Raw genomic sequence first — 18,775 nt, 5'->3', positions numbered from 1 at the left:
CAATCCGGAACAAGCTGAAAATTGAAACGACGCGTTGGTTCATTTCTCCGTAATAAGAAATGAATAACAGCGCGTTCGAGTCTCTCAAATGCTTGCAGTCTGCGCGCGTTGCAAAACGCCTGTGGGTTGTGAGGTTAAGCGACTAAGCGTACACGGTGGATGCCCTGGCAGTCAGAGGCGATGAAGGACGTGCTAATCTGCGTAAAGCGTCGGTAAGGTGATATGAACCGCTACAGCCGACGATGTCCGAATGGGGAAACCCGGTGCACCCAGTGCATCATCGCAACATGAATACATAGTGTTGCGAGGCGAACCCGGGGAACTGAAACATCTAAGTACCCGGAGGAAAAGAAATCAACCGAGATTCCCCCAGTAGCGGCGAGCGAACGGGGAACAGCCCAGAACCTGAATCAGTTTGTGCGTTAGTGGAAGCGTCTGGAAAGTCGCACGATACCGGGTGATAGTCCCGTACACGAAAGTGCACAGATTGTGAGTTCGAAGAGTAGGGCGGGACACGTGGTATCCTGTCTGAATATGGGGGGACCATCCTCCAAGGCTAAATACTCCTGACTGACCGATAGTGAACCAGTACCGTGAGGGAAAGGCGAAAAGAACCCCGGCGAGGGGAGTGAAACAGAACCTGAAACCGTGTACGTACAAGCAGTGGGAGCCTCTTTAATGGGGTGACTGCGTACCTTTTGTATAATGGGTCAGCGACTTATATTCTGTAGCAAGGTTAACCGTATAGGGGAGCCGCAGGGAAACCGAGTCTTAACTGGGCGTTAAGTTGCAGGGTATAGACCCGAAACCCGGTGATCTAGCCATGGGCAGGTTGAAGGTTGGGTAACACTAACTGGAGGACCGAACCGACTAATGTTGAAAAATTAGCGGATGACTTGTGGCTGGGGGTGAAAGGCCAATCAAACCGGGAGATAGCTGGTTCTCCCCGAAAGCTATTTAGGTAGCGCCTCGTGAACTCATCTCCGGGGGTAGAGCACTGTTTCGGCTAGGGGGCCATCCCGGCTTACCAACCCGATGCAAACTGCGAATACCGGAGAATGTTATCACGGGAGACACACGGCGGGTGCTAACGTCCGTCGTGAAGAGGGAAACAACCCAGACCGCCAGCTAAGGTCCCAAAGTCATGGTTAAGTGGGAAACGATGTGGGAAGGCACAGACAGCCAGGATGTTGGCTTAGAAGCAGCCATCATTTAAAGAAAGCGTAATAGCTCACTGGTCGAGTCGGCCTGCGCGGAAGATGTAACGGGGCTAAACCATGCACCGAAGCTGCGGCAGCGACACTATGTGTTGTTGGGTAGGGGAGCGTTCTGTAAGCCGTTGAAGGTGTGCTGTGAGGCATGCTGGAGGTATCAGAAGTGCGAATGCTGACATAAGTAACGATAAAGCGGGTGAAAAGCCCGCTCGCCGGAAGACCAAGGGTTCCTGTTCAACGTTAATCGGAGCAGGGTGAGTCGACCCCTAAGGCGAGGCTGAAAAGCGTAGTCGATGGGAAGCAGGTTAATATTCCTGCACTTGGTGTTACTGCGAAGGGGGGACGGAGAAGGCTAGGTTATCCGGGCGACGGTTGTCCCGGTTTAAGCGTGTAGGCTGATACCTTTGGTAAATCCGGGGTATCTTAAGGCTGAGGCGTGACGACGAGCCACCACGGTGGTGAAGTAACTGATGCCCTGCTTCCAGGAAAAGCCTCTAAGCTCCAGGTAACACGAAATCGTACCCCAAACCGACACAGGTGGTCAGGTAGAGAATACCAAGGCGCTTGAGAGAACTCGGGTGAAGGAACTAGGCAAAATGGTGCCGTAACTTCGGGAGAAGGCACGCTGTCGGTAGGTGAAGTCCCTCGCGGATGGAGCTGAAGGCAGTCGAAGATACCAGCTGGCTGCAACTGTTTATTAAAAACACAGCACTGTGCAAACACGAAAGTGGACGTATACGGTGTGACGCCTGCCCGGTGCCGGAAGGTTAATTGATGGGGTTATCCGCAAGGAGAAGCTCTTGATCGAAGCCCCGGTAAACGGCGGCCGTAACTATAACGGTCCTAAGGTAGCGAAATTCCTTGTCGGGTAAGTTCCGACCTGCACGAATGGCGTAATGATGGCCAGGCTGTCTCCACCCGAGACTCAGTGAAATTGAAATCGCTGTGAAGATGCAGTGTACCCGCGGCAAGACGGAAAGACCCCGTGAACCTTTACTATAGCTTGACACTGAACATTGAGCCTTGATGTGTAGGATAGGTGGGAGGCTTTGAAGCGTGGACGCCAGTCTGCGTGGAGCCAACCTTGAAATACCACCCTTTAATGTTTGATGTTCTAACGTAGGCCCGTAATCCGGGCTGCGGACAGTGTCTGGTGGGTAGTTTGACTGGGGCGGTCTCCTCCCAAAGAGTAACGGAGGAGCACGAAGGTTGGCTAATCCTGGTCGGACATCAGGAGGTTAGTGCAATGGCATAAGCCAGCTTGACTGCGAGAGTGACGGCTCGAGCAGGTGCGAAAGCAGGTCATAGTGATCCGGTGGTTCTGAATGGAAGGGCCATCGCTCAACGGATAAAAGGTACTCCGGGGATAACAGGCTGATACCGCCCAAGAGTTCATATCGACGGCGGTGTTTGGCACCTCGATGTCGGCTCATCACATCCTGGGGCTGAAGTAGGTCCCAAGGGTACGGCTGTTCGCCGTTTAAAGTGGTACGCGAGCTGGGTTTAGAACGTCGTGAGACAGTTCGGTCCCTATCTGCCGTGGGCGCTGGAGAATTGAGGGGGGTTGCTCCTAGTACGAGAGGACCGGAGTGAACGCACCACTGGTGTTCGGGTTGTCATGCCAATGGCACTGCCCGGTAGCTAAGTGCGGAAAAGATAAGTGCTGAAAGCATCTAAGCACGAAACTTGCCCCGAGATGAGTTCTCCCTGACTCCTTGAGAGTCCTGAAGGGACGTTGAAGACTACGACGTTGATAGGCCGGGTGTGTAAGCGCAGCGATGCGTTGAGCTAACCGGTACTAATGACCCGTGAGGCTTAACCTTACAACGCCAGAGGCGTTTTGGTCTGAGAGACCGGATATTTTCAGCTTGTTTACGGATTAAAGAATCAGCGGAAGCGAATGTCATTCGTTTTTGCACAAAGAATTTGCCTGGCGGCTTTAGCGCGGTGGTCCCACCTGACCCCATGCCGAACTCAGAAGTGAAACGCCGTAGCGCCGATGGTAGTGTGGGGCCTCCCCATGCGAGAGTAGGGAACTGCCAGGCATCAATTTAAGACCCGTTATCGGGTCGTGACCTTCCCCGTGACGCGGGAAGGGCGAAACACCTGAAATCAGAACGATTGTCTGATATCAGTACAGAATCGGTGGAGCGGTAGTTCAGTTGGTTAGAATACCTGCCTGTCACGCAGGGGGTCGCGGGTTCGAGCCCCGTCCGTTCCGCCACCCTAATTAGGGGCGTAGTTCAATTGGTAGAGCACCGGTCTCCAAAACCGGGTGTTGGGGGTTCGAGTCCCTCCGCCCCTGCCAGAAAATAATCCTTTGCTTCGGCAAAGGATTTTTTTTGTCCAAAATTCGGCAGTGAAATGAGTTTGAGTTTCACTGTAATCCACTCAAACTCCCTCATTTATTATCTTATTGTGTCAAAACCGGATATTTAAGCAGCTGACGAATGTGACTTTGCTGATCGCTATTCTGCAGCCACACCGCATATAACGGTCGCACGGCGACGGGTGTATCTGGAATAACCATCAAATCACTATAAATGCCGTGCCAAAAATCAGGTAAAAAGGCACAAGCACCGGTGGTATGCAGTAATTCGCGTGTTAAATGTGCGGATGTGGTGGTTAATACGGGAACATCATCACTGGACAGATAACTTTCATGCTGATGAAAATCTGCGCCCCATTCCAGCTTGATATAGTCATATTTTTCACGCTTCTCGGTTTTACGCGCCCGGAATAATGCGAGCGAAATATGCCCTATTTGCTGGCTGGTTAACTCATCCATTTTTGGCGCTTCAGTTGTGATCAACAGGTCCAACTGACGTTCATGCAATTGCTTAACCAGTAAATGTCGCTGGGCGATACGTGCCTCGAGATGAAGGCTTTCGCGATTCTCATAAAGTGTTTGCAACCAGGGAGTTAAGTACGCTTCCCAAAGGGATGCGCTACCTCCTATTGAAAGCTCATGATGCTGTTGTGTATGCGAAACTTCCTTTTTGGCCATCAGCCAGGTGCTCATCAAGCTTTCGGCATAGGGTAATAAACGCTCGCCTGCTGAAGTCAGCCGGATGTTATTACGGTGACGAGTAAAAAGGTTTACGCCCAGCTGATTTTCCAGCTGACGAATGCGAAAACTAACGGCAGATTGCGTGAGGTAAAGCGCTTCAGCAGCACGCCCGAAATGGCGTGTTCTGCTCACTTCGAGGAAAGTTTTCAGTAATTCCGTATCCACTGCATTCTCCCAAAAATTGTTTGTCGTACTGATTTAAATGTTTTGTTTTACACTCTGTCAAGCCTATCTAATACTCCGCGCCATAAATAGCACGGCCATATGAGAGTCAGGAGCGTGTAAAATGGCGGATAGCTTCGCAACAACGAATCGTTTCTTTGATAACAAACATTACCCACGTGGTTTTTCGCGTCATGGTGATTTCACCATTAAAGAAGCTCAGCTTCTGGAGCGCCACGGTTACGCCTTTAATGAACTGGATCTCGCTAAGCGTGAACCCATTACAGAAGAAGAGCGTTCATTTTTAGAAGTATGTCGTGGTCTTCGTGAGCCACAAACGGAAGCTGAACGTGTATGGTCGAAATACACCGCACGTATCAAGCGACCTAAGCGTTTCCATACGCTATCTGGCGGCAAGCCGCAGATGGATACGGTGGAAGATTTTAGCGATAGCGATGATTAAGAATAGCGGGGCTTATATAAGCCCCGTTTTTTATTCCAGAGTCTTGTGCAGATAGATCATTAAGCGGTCGATGCTGCGATATCCCACCGCTTCCTGCAAATGACTACGAGTAATCTGCTCTTCACCTGCTAAATCAGCGATTGTCCTGGCCACCTTTAAAATCCGCTGCCAGGCGCGTACTGAAAGCCCCAACGAATTCAACACTTCTTCCAGCCATTCAGCATCCTGCTGCTTCAATGGACACCAGCGCAAAATCTCTGGGTTAGAGAGATGAGCATTCACTTTTCCGCTGCGTGCTGTTTGAATCTTTCGTGCGGCGAGGACGCGAGTTAAAACTTCAGCGCTGCTTTCGCTGACTTGTTGTTTCTTACTCAGAGACCCACTGGGAAGAAGTGGGACCTCTAACGATAAATCAAAGCGATCGAGAAAAGGTCCTGATAACCGATTGAGATAGCGCAACACCTGCTGAGGTGATGAGCGATTATGGTTGCCCTGATAATGCCCGGTCGGGCTGGGATTCATCGCGCCGATCAATTGAAAGCGCGCGGGATACGTCACTTTAGCGCGCGTGCGTGAAATGGCGATTTCCCCGGATTCAATCGGTTCGCGCAAAGCATCAAGCGTTCTGCGCTCGAATTCTGGCAGCTCATCGAGGAATAACACGCCATTGTGTGCCAGGGAGATTTCTCCCGGCCGCGGCAAGGAGCCGCCCCCAACCAGCGCATAGAGTGATGAACTGTGATGAGGCGCTCTGAACGGCCGTTTGCGCCACTGATGATGGAGATTGCCACTGCTTACCAGACTGGCGATAGCGGCGCACTCCAGCGCTTCCTGGTCGTCTAACGGTGGCATGATACCGGGCAGACGCGTCGCCAACATGGTCTTGCCGGTGCCAGGCGGCCCAATCAGTAACAGGTTATGCCCGCCAGCTGCGGTGATCTCCAGTGCACGTCGGCCCTGATCCTGGCCAATGATATCGCTGAGGTCCTGCTTTTCCTGTTCAAGCGTTTCGGGCTGATAATGCGCGACAGTGAGAGTGGTTTTGTTATGGAGAAACGCACAGATTTCCACCAGATGTTTGCCAACCAGCGTCTCGCCTTGTTGAATCAACCCTACATCCTGTTGATTCTGTTCAGCTAACACCATTTGTCTGCCTGCTTGCAGTGCCGCCATCGCAGCTGGAATAGCGGCCTGAACGCCACAGAGCGCGCCGTTAAGTGCTAACTCCCCCAGGAATTCAAATTGCCCCAGTTTTGCGTCTGGCAGCTGCTCAGAGGCCGCCAGAATGGCGATAGCGATGGGGAGGTCATAGCGTCCGCCCTCTTTTGGCAGATCGGCAGGCGCCAGATTGATGGTGACGCGTTTCGCCGGGAAGGTGAACCCGCTATTGATAATCGCGCTTCGCACCCGTTCCCGCGCTTCTTTTACCGTGGTTTCAGGCAGTCCAACCAGCGTCAGGGCCGGCAAGCCGTTGCTGATGTGCACTTCCACCGTCACCAGCGGAGCCTGAACACCCAGCGCAGCTCGTGTTAATACCTTCGATAAAGACATAACCGCTCCTTGTTGTCCTTATCATCAAAGCAGCCAGACAGATGAACAATGGCTTACTGCTCAACTTCAGAGCCAGATTCCTTACATTCCCTGATAATTGCCGCTCTTTCACTGAAAATCAGAGCTTGATCGTAAACTCCAAATGAAGATTACGACGCGGGCGTTATGAATTTTTATCACAAATGTAAATAACCTTTTATTTACAATGTGATAACGGCGGGCCGCCAGCGGCATCATAAAATTTTCCAATGAAAATTATTGTCAACGACACGATAACTATGGTAACTCTGTAGGTATTACTTCGAACAATCGAAAAAACAAACAACACATGAAAGCCCTTCTACAAGTGATTAGCCTAGTCGTGATTAGCGTGGTGGTGATTATTATCCCACCGTGCGGGGCATCGCTTGGAGAAAGAAAGGCTTAAAAATCAAGTCTGGAATTCCAAAAACCCCCGCACCGAAAGGTCCGGGGGTTTTTTTTTGACCAGGCTAAATATCAGCAAATTAGCGAGGAACAGATTATGAGCAGTAGCATAAAATTCTGTTGTTCCCCTAGGAATACAGGAGAATAACCATGACAGGTGCACAGTGGGTAGTTCAGGCTTTACGCGCGCAGGGTGTCGATACAGTGTTTGGCTATCCTGGCGGCGCAATCATGCCAGTGTACGATGCGCTCTACGATGGCGGCGTGGAACACCTACTGTGTCGTCATGAGCAAGGTGCGGTGATGGCTGCTATCGGTTATGCCCGCGCAACCGGCAAGACTGGCGTATGTATCGCCACTTCGGGGCCCGGCGCCACCAACCTGATCACCGGTTTGGCGGATGCGATGATGGATTCGATCCCGGTTGTGGCGATCACCGGCCAGGTATCATCGGCCTTCATCGGCACCGACGCCTTCCAGGAAATAGACGTTCTTGGTTTATCGTTAGCCTGCACCAAACACAGTTTCCTCGTTGAATCGCTTGATGATTTGCCCTCGGTGATGGCAGAAGCTTTTGCCATCGCGCAATCGGGTCGTCCCGGCCCGGTACTGGTCGATATCCCGAAAGACATTCAGATCGCCAATGGCGAACTGACGCCTCATCTGCTGCCAGTTGAGGAAGAAATCGGCCACTCCGCGCAGCACATTGCAGAAGCGCGCACATTGATGGCGCAATCGCATAAGCCGATGCTGTATATCGGTGGCGGCGTGGGTATGGCGCAGGCGGTTCCAGCTTTACGTGCCATGGCGCAGGAAACCGGTATTCCGATGGTTTCTACGCTGAAAGGTCTTGGCAGCGCGGATGCCAGCAGCGATCTCTATCTCGGGATGCTGGGCATGCACGGCACCAAAGCCGCTAACCTCGCGGTACAATCCTGTGATTTGCTGATTGCGGTTGGTGCGCGTTTTGACGACCGCGTTACTGGCAAGCTTGACACCTTCGCGCCGCACGCCAGCGTCATCCATATCGATATCGATCCTGCCGAGCTGAACAAACTGCGCCGTGCTCACGTTTCACTACAAGGCGATATGAATCAGGTGCTGCCGGCACTGAGCATGCCAATGCACATTGATGGCTGGCGCAAAGAAGTCAGCGCGATGAAAAGCGAATTCGACTGGCGCTACGATCATCCCGGCGAAGCGATTTATGCGCCGTTGTTGCTGAAGCAGTTGTCTGACCGCAAAGCGGACAGCGCCGTAGTCACCACCGATGTAGGTCAACACCAGATGTGGGCCGCTCAGCACATGAGTTTCACCGCGCCAGAAAACTTCATCACCTCGAGCGGTCTCGGCACTATGGGCTTTGGCCTGCCGGCGGCGATTGGTGCGCAGGTGGCACGTCCAGATGACACAGTGATCTGCGTGTCTGGCGATGGTTCTATCATGATGAACATTCAGGAGCTGGGCACCATCAAGCGCGGCAAGCTGCCGGTGAAAATTCTGCTGCTGGATAACCAGCGTCTCGGCATGGTGCGCCAGTGGCAGCAACTGTTCTTTGATGGTCGCTACAGCGAAACCATTCTGACCGACAACCCCGATTTCCTCACGCTGGCCAGCGCGTTTGATATCCCAGGCCAGCGCATTAGCCGTAAAGATCAGGTCGACGCCGCCCTCGATGCTCTGCTGAACAGTGAAGGTCCTTACTTCCTGCATGTTTCGATAGATGAGCATGAAAACGTCTGGCCATTGGTACCGCCAGGTGCCAGCAACGCAAACATGATGGAGAAAACCGCATGAATCAGCATCAATTGTCTATCGAAGCCCGCTTTCGTCCTGAAATATTGGAGCGCATTTTGCGTGTCGTGCGTCACCGTGGTTTCCAGGTGTGTACGATGAATATGGCCACCGCGGTCAATGCGGAGAACATTAATATCGAAATGACCGTTGCCAGCCAACGCTCAGTCGATTTACTGTCTTCGCAGTTAAGCAAACTTATGGATGTCGCTTGCGTCGAGATCCAACAACAGACAACACAACAAATCCGCGCATAGTCGCCAAAGGAAAAAGCAATGAGTACGAAGAAAGCAGACTTTATTTGGTTCAATGGTGAGATGGTTAAGTGGGAAGACGCCAAGGTCAGCGTTATGTCTCACGCCCTGCACTACGGTACTTCTGTGTTTGAAGGCGTGCGTTGCTACGACTCACACAAAGGTCCAGTGGTGTTCCGCCACCGTGAGCATATGAAGCGTCTGCATGAATCCGCTAAAATTTATCGTTTCCCGATTAAAGCCAGCGTTGATGAGTTGATGGAAGCGTGCCGCGAAGTGATCCGCGTGAACAAACTGAAAAGCGCTTATATCCGTCCGCTGGCCTTCGTGGGCGACGTGGGTCTGGGTGTGAACCCGCCAGATGGCTACACCACCGATGTAATCATCGCTGCCTTCCCTTGGGGTGCTTACCTGGGCGCTGAAGCGCTGGAAAACGGTATCGATGCCATGGTTTCTTCGTGGAACCGCGTTGCACCAAACACCTTGCCAACCGCCGCGAAAGCGGGTGGTAACTATCTCTCCTCTCTGCTGGTAGGCAGCGAAGCGCGCCGCCACGGCTATCAGGAAGGTATCGCGCTCGACACCAACGGCTATATTTCAGAAGGTGCTGGCGAAAACTTGTTCGAAGTGAAAGATGGCATTCTGTTCACGCCGCCGTTCACCTCTTCAGCGCTGCCGGGCATCACCCGTGACGCCATCATCAAGCTGGCACAAGACATGGGTATCGAAGTGCGTGAGCAGGTTCTGTCGCGCGAATCCCTGTATCTGGCCGACGAAGTCTTCATGTCAGGTACTGCAGCGGAGATCACCCCGGTGCGCAGCGTCGACGGCATTCAGGTCGGCGAAGGTAAACGTGGTCCGGTCACCGGTCGTATCCAGAAGGCATTCTTTGGCCTGTTCACTGGCGAGACGGAAGACAAGTGGGGCTGGTTGGATCCGGTTAACGCATAACGAGATTTTTTGCGGGCGTCAGATGGCGCCCGCAACCTTATTATTACTGGAGTAAATAGAGCATGCCTAAGTACCGTTCCGCCACCACCACCCATGGACGTAACATGGCCGGTGCCCGTGCCTTGTGGCGCGCGACAGGAATGACCGACGACGATTTCGGTAAGCCGATTATCGCCGTGGTCAACTCATTCACCCAATTCGTACCGGGCCACGTGCACCTGCGCGATCTTGGCAAACTGGTTGCTGAGGAAATCGAAGCAGCCGGCGGCGTGGCCAAAGAGTTCAACACCATTGCGGTGGATGACGGTATCGCCATGGGTCATGGCGGCATGCTGTATTCACTGCCTTCACGTGAGCTGATTGCCGATTCAGTGGAGTACATGGTCAACGCGCACTGCGCCGATGCCATGGTATGTATCTCCAACTGCGACAAAATCACTCCAGGCATGCTGATGGCGTCACTGCGCCTCAACATTCCGGTGATCTTTGTGTCTGGCGGTCCGATGGAAGCCGGTAAAACCAAACTGTCTGATCAAATCATCAAGCTGGATCTGGTTGATGCAATGATTCAGGGCGCCAACCCGAACGTCAGCGATGCCGACAGCGATCAGATCGAACGTTCTGCTTGTCCAACCTGCGGTTCCTGTTCCGGTATGTTCACCGCCAACTCGATGAACTGTCTGACCGAAGCGCTGGGCTTGTCGCAGCCGGGTAACGGTTCACTGCTGGCCACACACGCCGATCGTAAAGAGCTGTTCATTAATGCCGGTAAGCGCATCGTTAGCCTGACCAAACGCTACTACGAGCAGGATGACGTCAACATGCTGCCGCGGAACATCGCCACCAAAGCGGCGTTCGAGAATGCGATGACGCTGGATATCGCCATGGGCGGTTCCACCAACACCGTTCTCCATCTTCTGGCTGCCGCGCAGGAAGGCGAGATCGATTTCAATATCTCCGATATCGACCGTCTGTCACGCAAAGTGCCGCAGTTGTGCAAAGTGGCGCCAAGTACGCCAAAATACCATATGGAAGATGTGCACCGTGCGGGTGGCGTTATCGGCATTCTCGGTGAGTTAGATCGCGCCGGTTTGATCGACACCAGCGCGCGCAACATTCTGCAGCAGAGCATGCGTGAAACCATCGATCAGTACGACATCATGCTGACCAAAGATCAGGCGGTGAAGGATATGTTCCGCGCCGGTCCTGCTGGTATTCGTACCACCAAGGCGTTCTCGCAGAACTGCCGTTGGGACACGCTGGATGATGACCGTACCGAGGGTTGTATTCGTACTCGCGAACACGCGTACTCGCAGGATGGCGGCTTAGCTGTGCTTTACGGCAACATTGCCGAAGATGGCTGTATCGTTAAAACCGCGGGTGTAGACAAAGAGATCCTCACCTTCAAAGGCCCGGCGAAAGTGTACGAAAGCCAGGATGATGCAGTTGAAGCGATCCTTGGCGGTAAAGTGGTAGCCGGCGACGTCGTGGTGATCCGCTACGAAGGACCGAAAGGCGGACCGGGCATGCAGGAAATGCTCTATCCGACCACTTATCTGAAATCCATGGGCCTTGGCAAAAGCTGCGCACTGATCACCGATGGTCGCTTCTCTGGCGGCACGTCAGGCTTATCGATTGGTCACGCCTCTCCGGAAGCGGCGAGCGGTGGCACCATCGCGCTGGTGAAAGATGGCGACATGATTGAGATCGATATCCCCAACCGTGGCATCAAGCTGGCGGTGCCGGATAACGAACTGCATGCCCGTCGTGAAGAAGAGCAAGCGCGCGGCGATGCGGCTTATACCCCGCACGGCCGCGTACGTGAAGTCTCCTTTGCCCTGCGTGCCTATGCATCACTGGCGACCAGCGCAGACAAAGGCGCGGTACGCGATAAGTCCAAGCTGGGAGGCTAACCGATGGCTGAGTCTCAACCGCTCTCCGCGACGCCAAACGGCGCGGAGTATTTGCGCGCAGTGCTGCGTTCACCGGTGTATGAAATTGCCCAGGTGACGCCGCTGCAAAAAATGGAAAAAATTTCATCGCGTCTTGGCAACACCATTCTGGTGAAGCGTGAAGATCGTCAGCCGGTGCACAGCTTCAAGCTGCGCGGGGCTTACGCGATGATTGCCGGGCTGAACGAAGAGCAAAAAGCGCGCGGCGTGGTCACGGCTTCGGCCGGTAACCATGCGCAGGGCGTGGCGCTTTCGGCCAGCACGCTGGGTATCAAATCACTGATTGTGATGCCGCTGGCCACGGCAGACATCAAGGTTGATGCAGTACGCGCATTTGGCGGTGAGGCTTATCTGTTTGGTGCCAACTTCGACGAGGCGAAAGCCAAAGCGATTGAGCTGGCAGAGCAGCAGGGTTACACCTTCGTTCCTCCGTTTGACCATCCGGCGGTGATCGCCGGGCAGGGCACGCTGGCGATGGAGTTGCTGCAGCAGGATGCGCATCTCGATCGCGTCTTCGTGCCGGTCGGCGGCGGTGGTCTGGCGGCGGGTGTCGCGGTTTTGATCAAGCAGCTGATGCCGCAGATCAAAGTGATTGCCGTGGAATCGGAAGATTCAGCCTGCCTGAAGGCCGCGCTGGATGCGGGTGAGCCGGTGGATTTAGCGCGTGTCGGCTTGTTTGCGGAAGGCGTGGCTGTCAAACGCATCGGCAGCGAAACCTTCCGTCTGTGTCAGGAGTATCTCGATGACATCATCACGGTGGATAGCGATGCAATTTGCGCAGCGGTGAAAGATCTGTTCGAAGATGTGCGTGCCGTGGCGGAACCTTCTGGCGCGCTGGCGCTGGCGGGCATGAAGAAGTACATCCAGCTGCACGACATCAAAGGCGAGCGCCTGGCGCACGTGTTGTCGGGTGCCAACGTCAACTTCCACGGCTTGCGCTATGTCTCCGAGCGTTGTGAACTGGGCGAACAGCGTGAAGCGCTGCTGGCGGTCACCATTCCAGAACAGCAGGGCAGTTTCCTCAAGTTCTGTCAGACCATCGGCGGGCGCTCCATCACCGAGTTCAACTATCGTTACGCGGATGCGGATAACGCCTGCATTTTCGTCGGCGTGCGCTTAACGCGCGGGCTGGAGGAGCGCGGTGAGATCATCAGCCAACTGAGCGAAGCCGGTTATCACGTGGTGGATCTGTCGGATGACGAAATGGCCAAGCTGCACGTGCGCTACATGGTCGGCGGACGTCCATCGAAGCCGCTGCGCGAACGCCTGTTTAGCTTTGAATTCCCGGAAGCACCGGGCGCGCTGCTGAAGTTCCTGCAGACGTTGGGTGCGCACTGGAATATCTCGCTGTTCCATTATCGCAGCCACGGCACCGATTATGGCCGCGTGCTGGCGGCATTTGAAGCCAACGATCAGGAACCGGATTTCGAAACCCATCTCACCGCGTTGGGTTACGAATGGCATGACGAAGCGAGCAACCCGGCGTTCCGTTTCTTCCTCGCCGGGCAGTGATTACAGCTGGTGCCAGAACGCATTGATAAGCGGCTCTCCGAGCCGCTTTTTTTGTACGCAAACGCCGAGTTCCAGCGGTGCGACAGACTCCACATTCTCCAGCGTTAACACGCGATTGCGCACCGGTTCCGGGCTGTTCTCCAGCACCACATCCGGCAGCAGCGCAATACCACATCCCAGCGCCACCATTGACACAATCGCCTCATGACCGGAAACCGTGGCATAAATCTGCGGATTGGGAATGCGCTGGCGGCGGAACCATAAATCGATGCCGCGGCGTGCAGGTCCTTGTTCCGGGAGGATAAACGGAATTTGCGCCCAATCGGGTTGCTCCTGCGTCGCCTGATTGCGCACCGGGCAGGGCAGCGCCGGAGCGATCAGCACCAGCGGAATCAGGCCCAGTGGCGTAAAATCTATGCTGGCCGGCAGCGATTCTGGGCGACCGGCAATGGCGAGATCGGCGTCACCGGACTGCACCATCTCAATCGCATCGGCGGCATCACCGGTGGTGAGTTTGATCTCTACCTGCGGATGTTCAGCGCGAAAGCGATCAAGAATCGGTGGCAGATGGCTGTAAGCGGCGGTTACCGAGCAGAACAGGCGCAGTTCGCCGCTCAGCGACGGGCCGTTAAGATCCATCACATGGCGTAACTGCTGATACTGCAGCAACGTCTGCTGCGCAAACTGGCGCAGGCGCTCACCGGCTTCGGTGAGCGTGACGGTACGGTTATCACGCAGGAACAACGCGTGACCGACATCCTCTTCCAGGCGCTGAATCTGGCGCGAAAGGGTTGAAGGGCTGACGTGCATGGCACGCGCGGTGCGACCAAAGTGGCAGCTTTCAGCCAGATGAAGGAAGAGTTTCAGGTCTCGTAAATCCATGCGCGTATCGCCTCAAGGTTATGTTGCAAATTATGCAATGTGACCTTGCTAATATATCAATTTAAGCAACGGATTGCCTGTCATATGATGGGGTCATTCGCGGCGTAAGAGACAACGTCGTTACTGAACAAAAACAAACACAACATCTAACCGGAGTACCCATGGCTAATTACTTCAACACATTGAATCTGCGCAACCAGTTAGCGCAGCTGGGCAAATGTCGTTTCATGTCACGCGACGAATTCGCAGATGGCGCTAGCTTCCTGAAAGGCAAGAAAGTGGTCATCGTTGGCTGTGGTGCTCAGGGTCTGAACCAGGGTCTGAACATGCGTGATTCTGGTCTGGACGTGGCGTATGCCCTGCGTGCTGAAGCGATTGCTGAGAAGCGTGCCTCTTTCCGCAAAGCGACCGATAACGGCTTCAAAGTCGGTACTTACGAAGAGCTGATCCCACAGGCCGATCTGGTGGTTAACCTGACGCCAGACAAGCAGCACTCGGCGGTCGTTCAGGCTGTTCAGCCGCTGATGAAAGATGGCGCTGCGCTGGGTTACTCACACGGTTTCAACATTGTTGAAGTGGGCGAAACCATCCGCAATGACATCACCGTCGTGATGGTGGCACCGAAGTGCCCGGGTACGGAAGTACGTGAAGAGTACAAGCGTGGTTTCGGTGTACCTACGCTGATCGCCGTTCACCCGGAAAACGATCCAAAAGGCGAAGGCATGGCGATTGCTAAAGCCTGGGCAGCAGCGACCGGCGGCGACCGTGCAGGCGTGCTGGAATCCTCCTTCGTTGCGGAAGTGAAATCTGACCTGATGGGCGAGCAGACCATCCTGTGCGGTATGCTGCAGGCCGGTTCTCTGCTGTGCTTCGACAAGCTGGTGGCTGAAGGTCACGACGCGGCTTACACCGAAAAACTGATTCAGTTCGGCTGGGAAACCATCACCGAATCACTGAAGTTTGGCGGCATCACGCTGATGATGGATCGCCTGTCTAATCCGGCAAAAATCCGCGCTTATGCTTTGTCTGAGCAGCTGAAAACCATCATGGCTCCGCTGTTCCAGAAGCACATGGATGACATCATCTCTGGCGAATTCTCTTCAGGCATGATGGCTGACTGGGCTAACGACGACAAAAACCTGCTGACCTGGCGTGAAGAGACCGGCGCAACGGCATTCGAAAACGCACCGCAGTTTGATGGTAAAATCGAAGAGCAGGAATATTACGACAAAGGCGTCGTGATGGTTGCGATGGTGAAAGCAGGCGTTGAGCTGGCATTCGAAACCATGGTTGACGCGGGCATCATCGAAGAGTCGGCTTACTACGAATCACTGCACGAGCTGCCGCTGATTGCTAACACCATCGCACGTAAGCGTCTGTATGAAATGAACGTGGTTATCTCGGATACCGCAGAATACGGTAACTACCTGTTCTCCTTTGCGGCAGTTCCACTGCTGAAAGAGTTCATGACCACGCTGCAGCCGGGCGATCTGGGCAAAGCAGTTGAAGGTACGCAGGTGGATAACGCGCAGCTGCGTGACGTCAACGAAGCCGTTCGTCAGCACCCAATCGAATCTGTAGGCCGCAAACTGCGTGGCTACATGACCGATATGAAACGTATCGCTGTCGCTGGCTAAGCCACGCGCGACACAGTTTTCAGCACAACAAAAAACCCCGGCTTGCCGGGGTTTTTTTATTCGTGCTCGCTGTTGCTCCAGGTATGTACTCGCTGTCCCCCATCCCGGCCTTCCCCCGCAAGCGGGGGAAGGAGACGCTGCCACATGCAGCTTCAGAACTCACATATGGCAGCATCTTCCTCCCCCATTTATGGGGGAGGACCGAGGAGGGGGACAGCGAGCACATACCTAAGGGACAGCAAGCACACACGACCCAGAGTACAGCCAGCTCAATCACACCGCTTCATACAGCGTCTGATTTCGCGTCTCTTTACAGGCAATCAGCGCGATCAACGTCAACACCGCCATCGAAGCCAGATAGAAACCCACCGCCTGCAAACCGTAATGGGCGTTCAGCCAGGTGGCGATATAAGGCGCTACCGAGGCACCAAGAATCGACGATAGGTTGTAAGAGAACGATGCGCCGGTATAACGCACTTCCGTTGGGAACAGCTCTGGCAGCAGCGCGCCCATCGGACCAAATGTCAGGCCCATAATGCTCAGACCAAGGATCAGGAAGCCCATTACCAGCACCTGAGAACCGGAACCCAGCAGCATTGGGAACATCAATGCAAAGGCGATAATCATCAACGTAATGGTGATCATGGTTTTACGACGACCAAAGCGATCGGCCAGCAGACCGGCAATCGGCACCATCACACCAAAACCAATCACCGCCACCATCAGCATCCACAGGAAGCTGTTACGCGAATAGCCAAGGCCAGCCGGTGCGGGTGCAGTGCCGTAACTCATCGAATACACGGTCATGATGTAGAACAGCGTGTAAGTGGCGAGCATGATGAAGGTGCCGAGAATGGTGGCGGTCAGATGCTTACTCAGCAGCGTGCCGATCGGCATTTTCACCTGTTTGTTCTCTTTCTGCACTTTGGCGAATACCGGGCTTTCATGCAGCGAAACGCGCACATACAGGCCAATTAACACCAGCACCGCAGAGAGAATAAACGGCACGCGCCAGCCCCAGTTCATGAACTGCTCGTCGGTCAGCAACCAAGAAAGCAGCAGGAACGTGCCGTTAGCGAAGAAGAAGCCAATCGGCGCGCCGAGCTGTGGGAACGAACCATAAAGCGCACGTTTCTTCGCCGGGGCATTTTCGGTCGCCAGCAGCGCCGCGCCGCCCCATTCGCCACCAAGGCCAAGACCCTGACCAAAACGCGCCAGCGCCAGCAGCAGCGGCGCTGCCACGCCAATGGTTTCATAACCTGGCAGTAAACCAATCAGCACCGTCGAGACGCCCATGGTCAGCAGCGATGCCACCAAGGTGGCTTTACGGCCAACTCGGTCGCCAAAGTGTCCAAACACGGCAGAACCGATAGGACGCGCCACGAAGGCGATCGCGAAGGTCGCCAGCGACTGCAACGTGGCCACGGTCGGATCGCCCTGCGGGAAGAAGATGTGCGGGAAAATAATCACCGCAGCGGTGGCATAGATATAGAAATCGAAGAACTCAATGGCGGTGCCGACAAGCGATGCCACAACCACTTTGCCACGTGAATTGACCGGCGTGTCGTCGTGTTTTTTGTCGAGTGTTTCTGTGATGGAGGCTTGCATAAGTGTTTCTTAATTGTAAATGTAGACAGAGAATCTTACGCACCTGGTTTGCGGCATTCAATGGCGAAAAACCGCGTCAGACCGGGCTTTTTCGGCGAATAAGTGGATAATTTCTGAGTTGCTGCGATCAGTGGCGGATGGGAACGGGAAGTGTCACTTTTTTGGCGGGAATCTCTGCAAAAGGGCCAAATTAAAGTGACCCTTTAGCGTTTCCTGCTGGTTTTTGCTGAAAAAGCAGCCAGCAGGAGACATTTTTAGCTAGTACGGCAATTGTAACAACCTCGTAGGCTTATTTAGCCTGATGCGGCTGCGGCATCTCTTTATCATCTTTGTATTTGGCGGTGGCGATCCACGCGGCGCAGAACAGCGTCAAACGCGCAAAGAAGTAGAAGAACGCCATTAAGCCGAGTACTGAACCAAAGGCCGCGCCCGACGGCGAGCTTGCCAGCTTCGGCAGCGTCAGCGTCATTACAAACTTGATCACCTCAAAGCCAATCGCCGCCAGCAGCGTGCCGCGGAACAGCGCTTTTTTACGCGGCTTGTGGCGCGGTAAAATCCAGAAGATCCACAGGAACAGCAGATAGTTAGCCAGGATAGAGATAGATAACGCAATCACCGTCATCGCTGGGCGCAGCCACTCAATGTCTTCCAGCCCCAGCGCGTTAACGATCGCTGCCTGCGCCGCGCCGGCAATCGAGGTCAGCGACAGCGTAATCACCAGCGCAAACATCAAACCCAACAGCGAAATCAGATCGCGCGCGTACTTCTTCCAGAATTTCTCCTGATCGTCCGGCGTGCGTTCCCACACGTCGCGTGACTGCGCGCGCACCGCTTCACGCAGGTTGCCCATCCAGTTAATGCCGGAGTAGAGCGCCAGCAGCAAACCGGTTAATCCCACTGTGGCACGCTGCTGAATCGCGGTATTCACCGTATTTTTCAGCGTGGTGGCCAGCGTCGGATCGCTGATGCTGTTAACGATTTTGTTGATCAACTCGGTGAGCAAATCCTGATTCGACGCCAGCACAAAGCCGACCGCCGCAAAGGAGACCATCAAAATCGGTATCAGAGAGAGAAAGGAAAAGTAAGTGATCGCCGCGCCAAACTGGCTACCGAGGCGATCGTTGAAGCGTTCCAGCGCGCGCATAAAGTGCGCCACCGCCGGAATCGCCTGGAACCAGGCAGCGAAGCGCGACACATTTTGAATCGAGCCATCCACGGTTTTATTGCCGGTTTTAATGTCAATCAGCGGCTTGGCTTCTGCCTCGGCCGCGGTCTGTTTAGGGGTTTTGTCCGTCATAG

The 18,775-nt window shown here is 54.3% G+C and carries 13 protein-coding genes, 2 tRNA genes and 2 rRNA genes; 12 read left to right on the top strand and 5 right to left on the bottom strand.

Annotation, left to right across the window (positions count from 1 at the left end; genetic code table 11):
• Positions 1-132: 132 nt before the first annotated feature.
• The 4 genes from AAF463_RS18720 to AAF463_RS18705 all read left to right on the top strand — a co-directional run bounded on the left by AAF463_RS18720 (position 133) and on the right by AAF463_RS18705 (position 3,522).
• Positions 133-3,037 (top strand): 23S ribosomal RNA (locus tag AAF463_RS18720).
• A gap of 106 nt (positions 3,038-3,143) precedes the next feature.
• Positions 3,144-3,259, top strand: a 5S ribosomal RNA gene (gene rrf, locus AAF463_RS18715).
• A 102-nt stretch (positions 3,260-3,361) separates the two neighbouring features.
• Positions 3,362-3,438: transfer RNA gene (locus AAF463_RS18710), tRNA-Asp, on the top strand.
• Positions 3,439-3,446: 8 nt separating this feature from the next.
• Positions 3,447-3,522, top strand: a tRNA-Trp gene (locus AAF463_RS18705).
• 105 nt (positions 3,523-3,627) lie between these two features.
• Here AAF463_RS18705 and hdfR read toward each other — a convergent pair.
• On the bottom strand, positions 3,628-4,449 hold the full coding sequence (gene hdfR, locus AAF463_RS18700; protein ID WP_008106614.1) for an HTH-type transcriptional regulator HdfR: 822 nt from the start codon (positions 4,447-4,449) through the stop codon (positions 3,628-3,630).
• 121 nt (positions 4,450-4,570) lie between these two features.
• Between hdfR and AAF463_RS18695 the strand changes: the two genes are divergently transcribed.
• Complete coding sequence (locus AAF463_RS18695; protein WP_008106616.1) at positions 4,571-4,909, top strand: DUF413 domain-containing protein; 339 nt, start codon at positions 4,571-4,573, stop codon at positions 4,907-4,909.
• Positions 4,910-4,939: 30 nt separating this feature from the next.
• On the opposite strand, the gene AAF463_RS18690 is transcribed toward AAF463_RS18695, so the two are convergent.
• A complete protein-coding gene (locus tag AAF463_RS18690; RefSeq protein WP_110867717.1) occupies positions 4,940-6,460 on the bottom strand; it encodes a YifB family Mg chelatase-like AAA ATPase in 1,521 nt (506 codons plus the stop codon).
• A gap of 328 nt (positions 6,461-6,788) precedes the next feature.
• Between AAF463_RS18690 and ilvL the strand changes: the two genes are divergently transcribed.
• The 6 genes from ilvL (at position 6,789) to ilvA (ending at position 13,349) form a co-directional block, all read left to right on the top strand.
• A complete protein-coding gene (gene ilvL / locus AAF463_RS18685) occupies positions 6,789-6,887 on the top strand; it encodes an ilv operon leader peptide (RefSeq protein WP_071531048.1) in 99 nt (32 codons plus the stop codon).
• Positions 6,888-7,036: 149 nt separating this feature from the next.
• The gene (gene ilvG / locus AAF463_RS18680; RefSeq protein WP_110867716.1) at positions 7,037-8,683 is read left to right on the top strand and encodes an acetolactate synthase 2 catalytic subunit; all 1,647 of its coding nucleotides are present in this window, start codon (positions 7,037-7,039) and stop codon (positions 8,681-8,683) included.
• The gene (gene ilvM, locus AAF463_RS18675; protein WP_350261272.1) at positions 8,680-8,937 is read left to right on the top strand and encodes an acetolactate synthase 2 small subunit; all 258 of its coding nucleotides are present in this window, start codon (positions 8,680-8,682) and stop codon (positions 8,935-8,937) included. The genes ilvG and ilvM overlap by 4 nt, the downstream gene beginning before the upstream one ends.
• Positions 8,938-8,955: 18 nt before the next feature.
• Positions 8,956-9,885, top strand: a complete 930-nt coding sequence (locus tag AAF463_RS18670) for a branched-chain amino acid transaminase (protein WP_007888821.1) — start codon at positions 8,956-8,958, stop codon at positions 9,883-9,885.
• A gap of 62 nt (positions 9,886-9,947) precedes the next feature.
• Entirely contained in the window at positions 9,948-11,798 is a 1,851-nt protein-coding gene (gene ilvD / locus AAF463_RS18665; RefSeq protein WP_192415443.1) for a dihydroxy-acid dehydratase, read from the top strand.
• Between the two features lie 3 nt (positions 11,799-11,801).
• The gene (gene ilvA / locus AAF463_RS18660; RefSeq protein WP_217549805.1) at positions 11,802-13,349 is read left to right on the top strand and encodes a threonine ammonia-lyase, biosynthetic; all 1,548 of its coding nucleotides are present in this window, start codon (positions 11,802-11,804) and stop codon (positions 13,347-13,349) included.
• Here the strand turns inward: ilvA and ilvY are convergent, their stop codons facing one another.
• Positions 13,350-14,231, bottom strand: a complete 882-nt coding sequence (ilvY, locus tag AAF463_RS18655) for an HTH-type transcriptional activator IlvY (protein WP_008106630.1) — start codon at positions 14,229-14,231, stop codon at positions 13,350-13,352.
• Positions 14,232-14,392: 161 nt separating this feature from the next.
• Here ilvY and ilvC point away from each other — a divergent pair, with 161 nt between their 5' ends.
• Positions 14,393-15,868, top strand: coding sequence for a ketol-acid reductoisomerase (ilvC, locus tag AAF463_RS18650; RefSeq protein ID WP_101762782.1), 1,476 nt, complete (start codon positions 14,393-14,395; stop codon positions 15,866-15,868).
• A 273-nt stretch (positions 15,869-16,141) separates the two neighbouring features.
• On the opposite strand, the gene AAF463_RS18645 is transcribed toward ilvC, so the two are convergent.
• Both AAF463_RS18645 and yhjD read right to left on the bottom strand, forming a co-directional pair.
• Entirely contained in the window at positions 16,142-17,476 is a 1,335-nt protein-coding gene (locus AAF463_RS18645) for an MFS transporter (RefSeq protein WP_101762781.1), read from the bottom strand.
• A 289-nt stretch (positions 17,477-17,765) separates the two neighbouring features.
• Entirely contained in the window at positions 17,766-18,773 is a 1,008-nt protein-coding gene (yhjD, locus tag AAF463_RS18640) for an inner membrane protein YhjD (RefSeq protein WP_110867713.1), read from the bottom strand.
• Positions 18,774-18,775: the final 2 nt, after the last annotated feature.

The sequence above is a fragment of the Pantoea sp. BJ2 genome (assembly GCF_040255075.1).
Taxonomy (GTDB): Bacteria; Pseudomonadota; Gammaproteobacteria; order Enterobacterales; family Enterobacteriaceae; genus Pantoea; species Pantoea leporis.
Note: the sequence above shows the minus strand (reverse complement) of the source record. Positions and strands in the feature narration are given on the sequence as shown.

Coding starts and splice junctions, on each gene's coding strand:
- AAF463_RS18690 (WP_110867717.1), bottom strand. CDS start 6,460: ATGTCTTTATCGAAGGTATTAACACGAGCTGCGCTGGGTGTTCAGGCT.
- AAF463_RS18695 (WP_008106616.1), top strand. CDS start 4,571: ATGGCGGATAGCTTCGCAACAACGAATCGTTTCTTTGATAACAAACAT.
- AAF463_RS18670 (WP_007888821.1), top strand. CDS start 8,956: ATGAGTACGAAGAAAGCAGACTTTATTTGGTTCAATGGTGAGATGGTT.
- ilvY (WP_008106630.1), bottom strand. CDS start 14,231: ATGGATTTACGAGACCTGAAACTCTTCCTTCATCTGGCTGAAAGCTGC.
- AAF463_RS18645 (WP_101762781.1), bottom strand. CDS start 17,476: ATGCAAGCCTCCATCACAGAAACACTCGACAAAAAACACGACGACACG.
- ilvG (WP_110867716.1), top strand. CDS start 7,037: ATGACAGGTGCACAGTGGGTAGTTCAGGCTTTACGCGCGCAGGGTGTC.
- ilvA (WP_217549805.1), top strand. CDS start 11,802: ATGGCTGAGTCTCAACCGCTCTCCGCGACGCCAAACGGCGCGGAGTAT.
- ilvC (WP_101762782.1), top strand. CDS start 14,393: ATGGCTAATTACTTCAACACATTGAATCTGCGCAACCAGTTAGCGCAG.
- ilvL (WP_071531048.1), top strand. CDS start 6,789: ATGAAAGCCCTTCTACAAGTGATTAGCCTAGTCGTGATTAGCGTGGTG.
- ilvM (WP_350261272.1), top strand. CDS start 8,680: ATGAATCAGCATCAATTGTCTATCGAAGCCCGCTTTCGTCCTGAAATA.
- ilvD (WP_192415443.1), top strand. CDS start 9,948: ATGCCTAAGTACCGTTCCGCCACCACCACCCATGGACGTAACATGGCC.
- yhjD (WP_110867713.1), bottom strand. CDS start 18,773: ATGACGGACAAAACCCCTAAACAGACCGCGGCCGAGGCAGAAGCCAAG.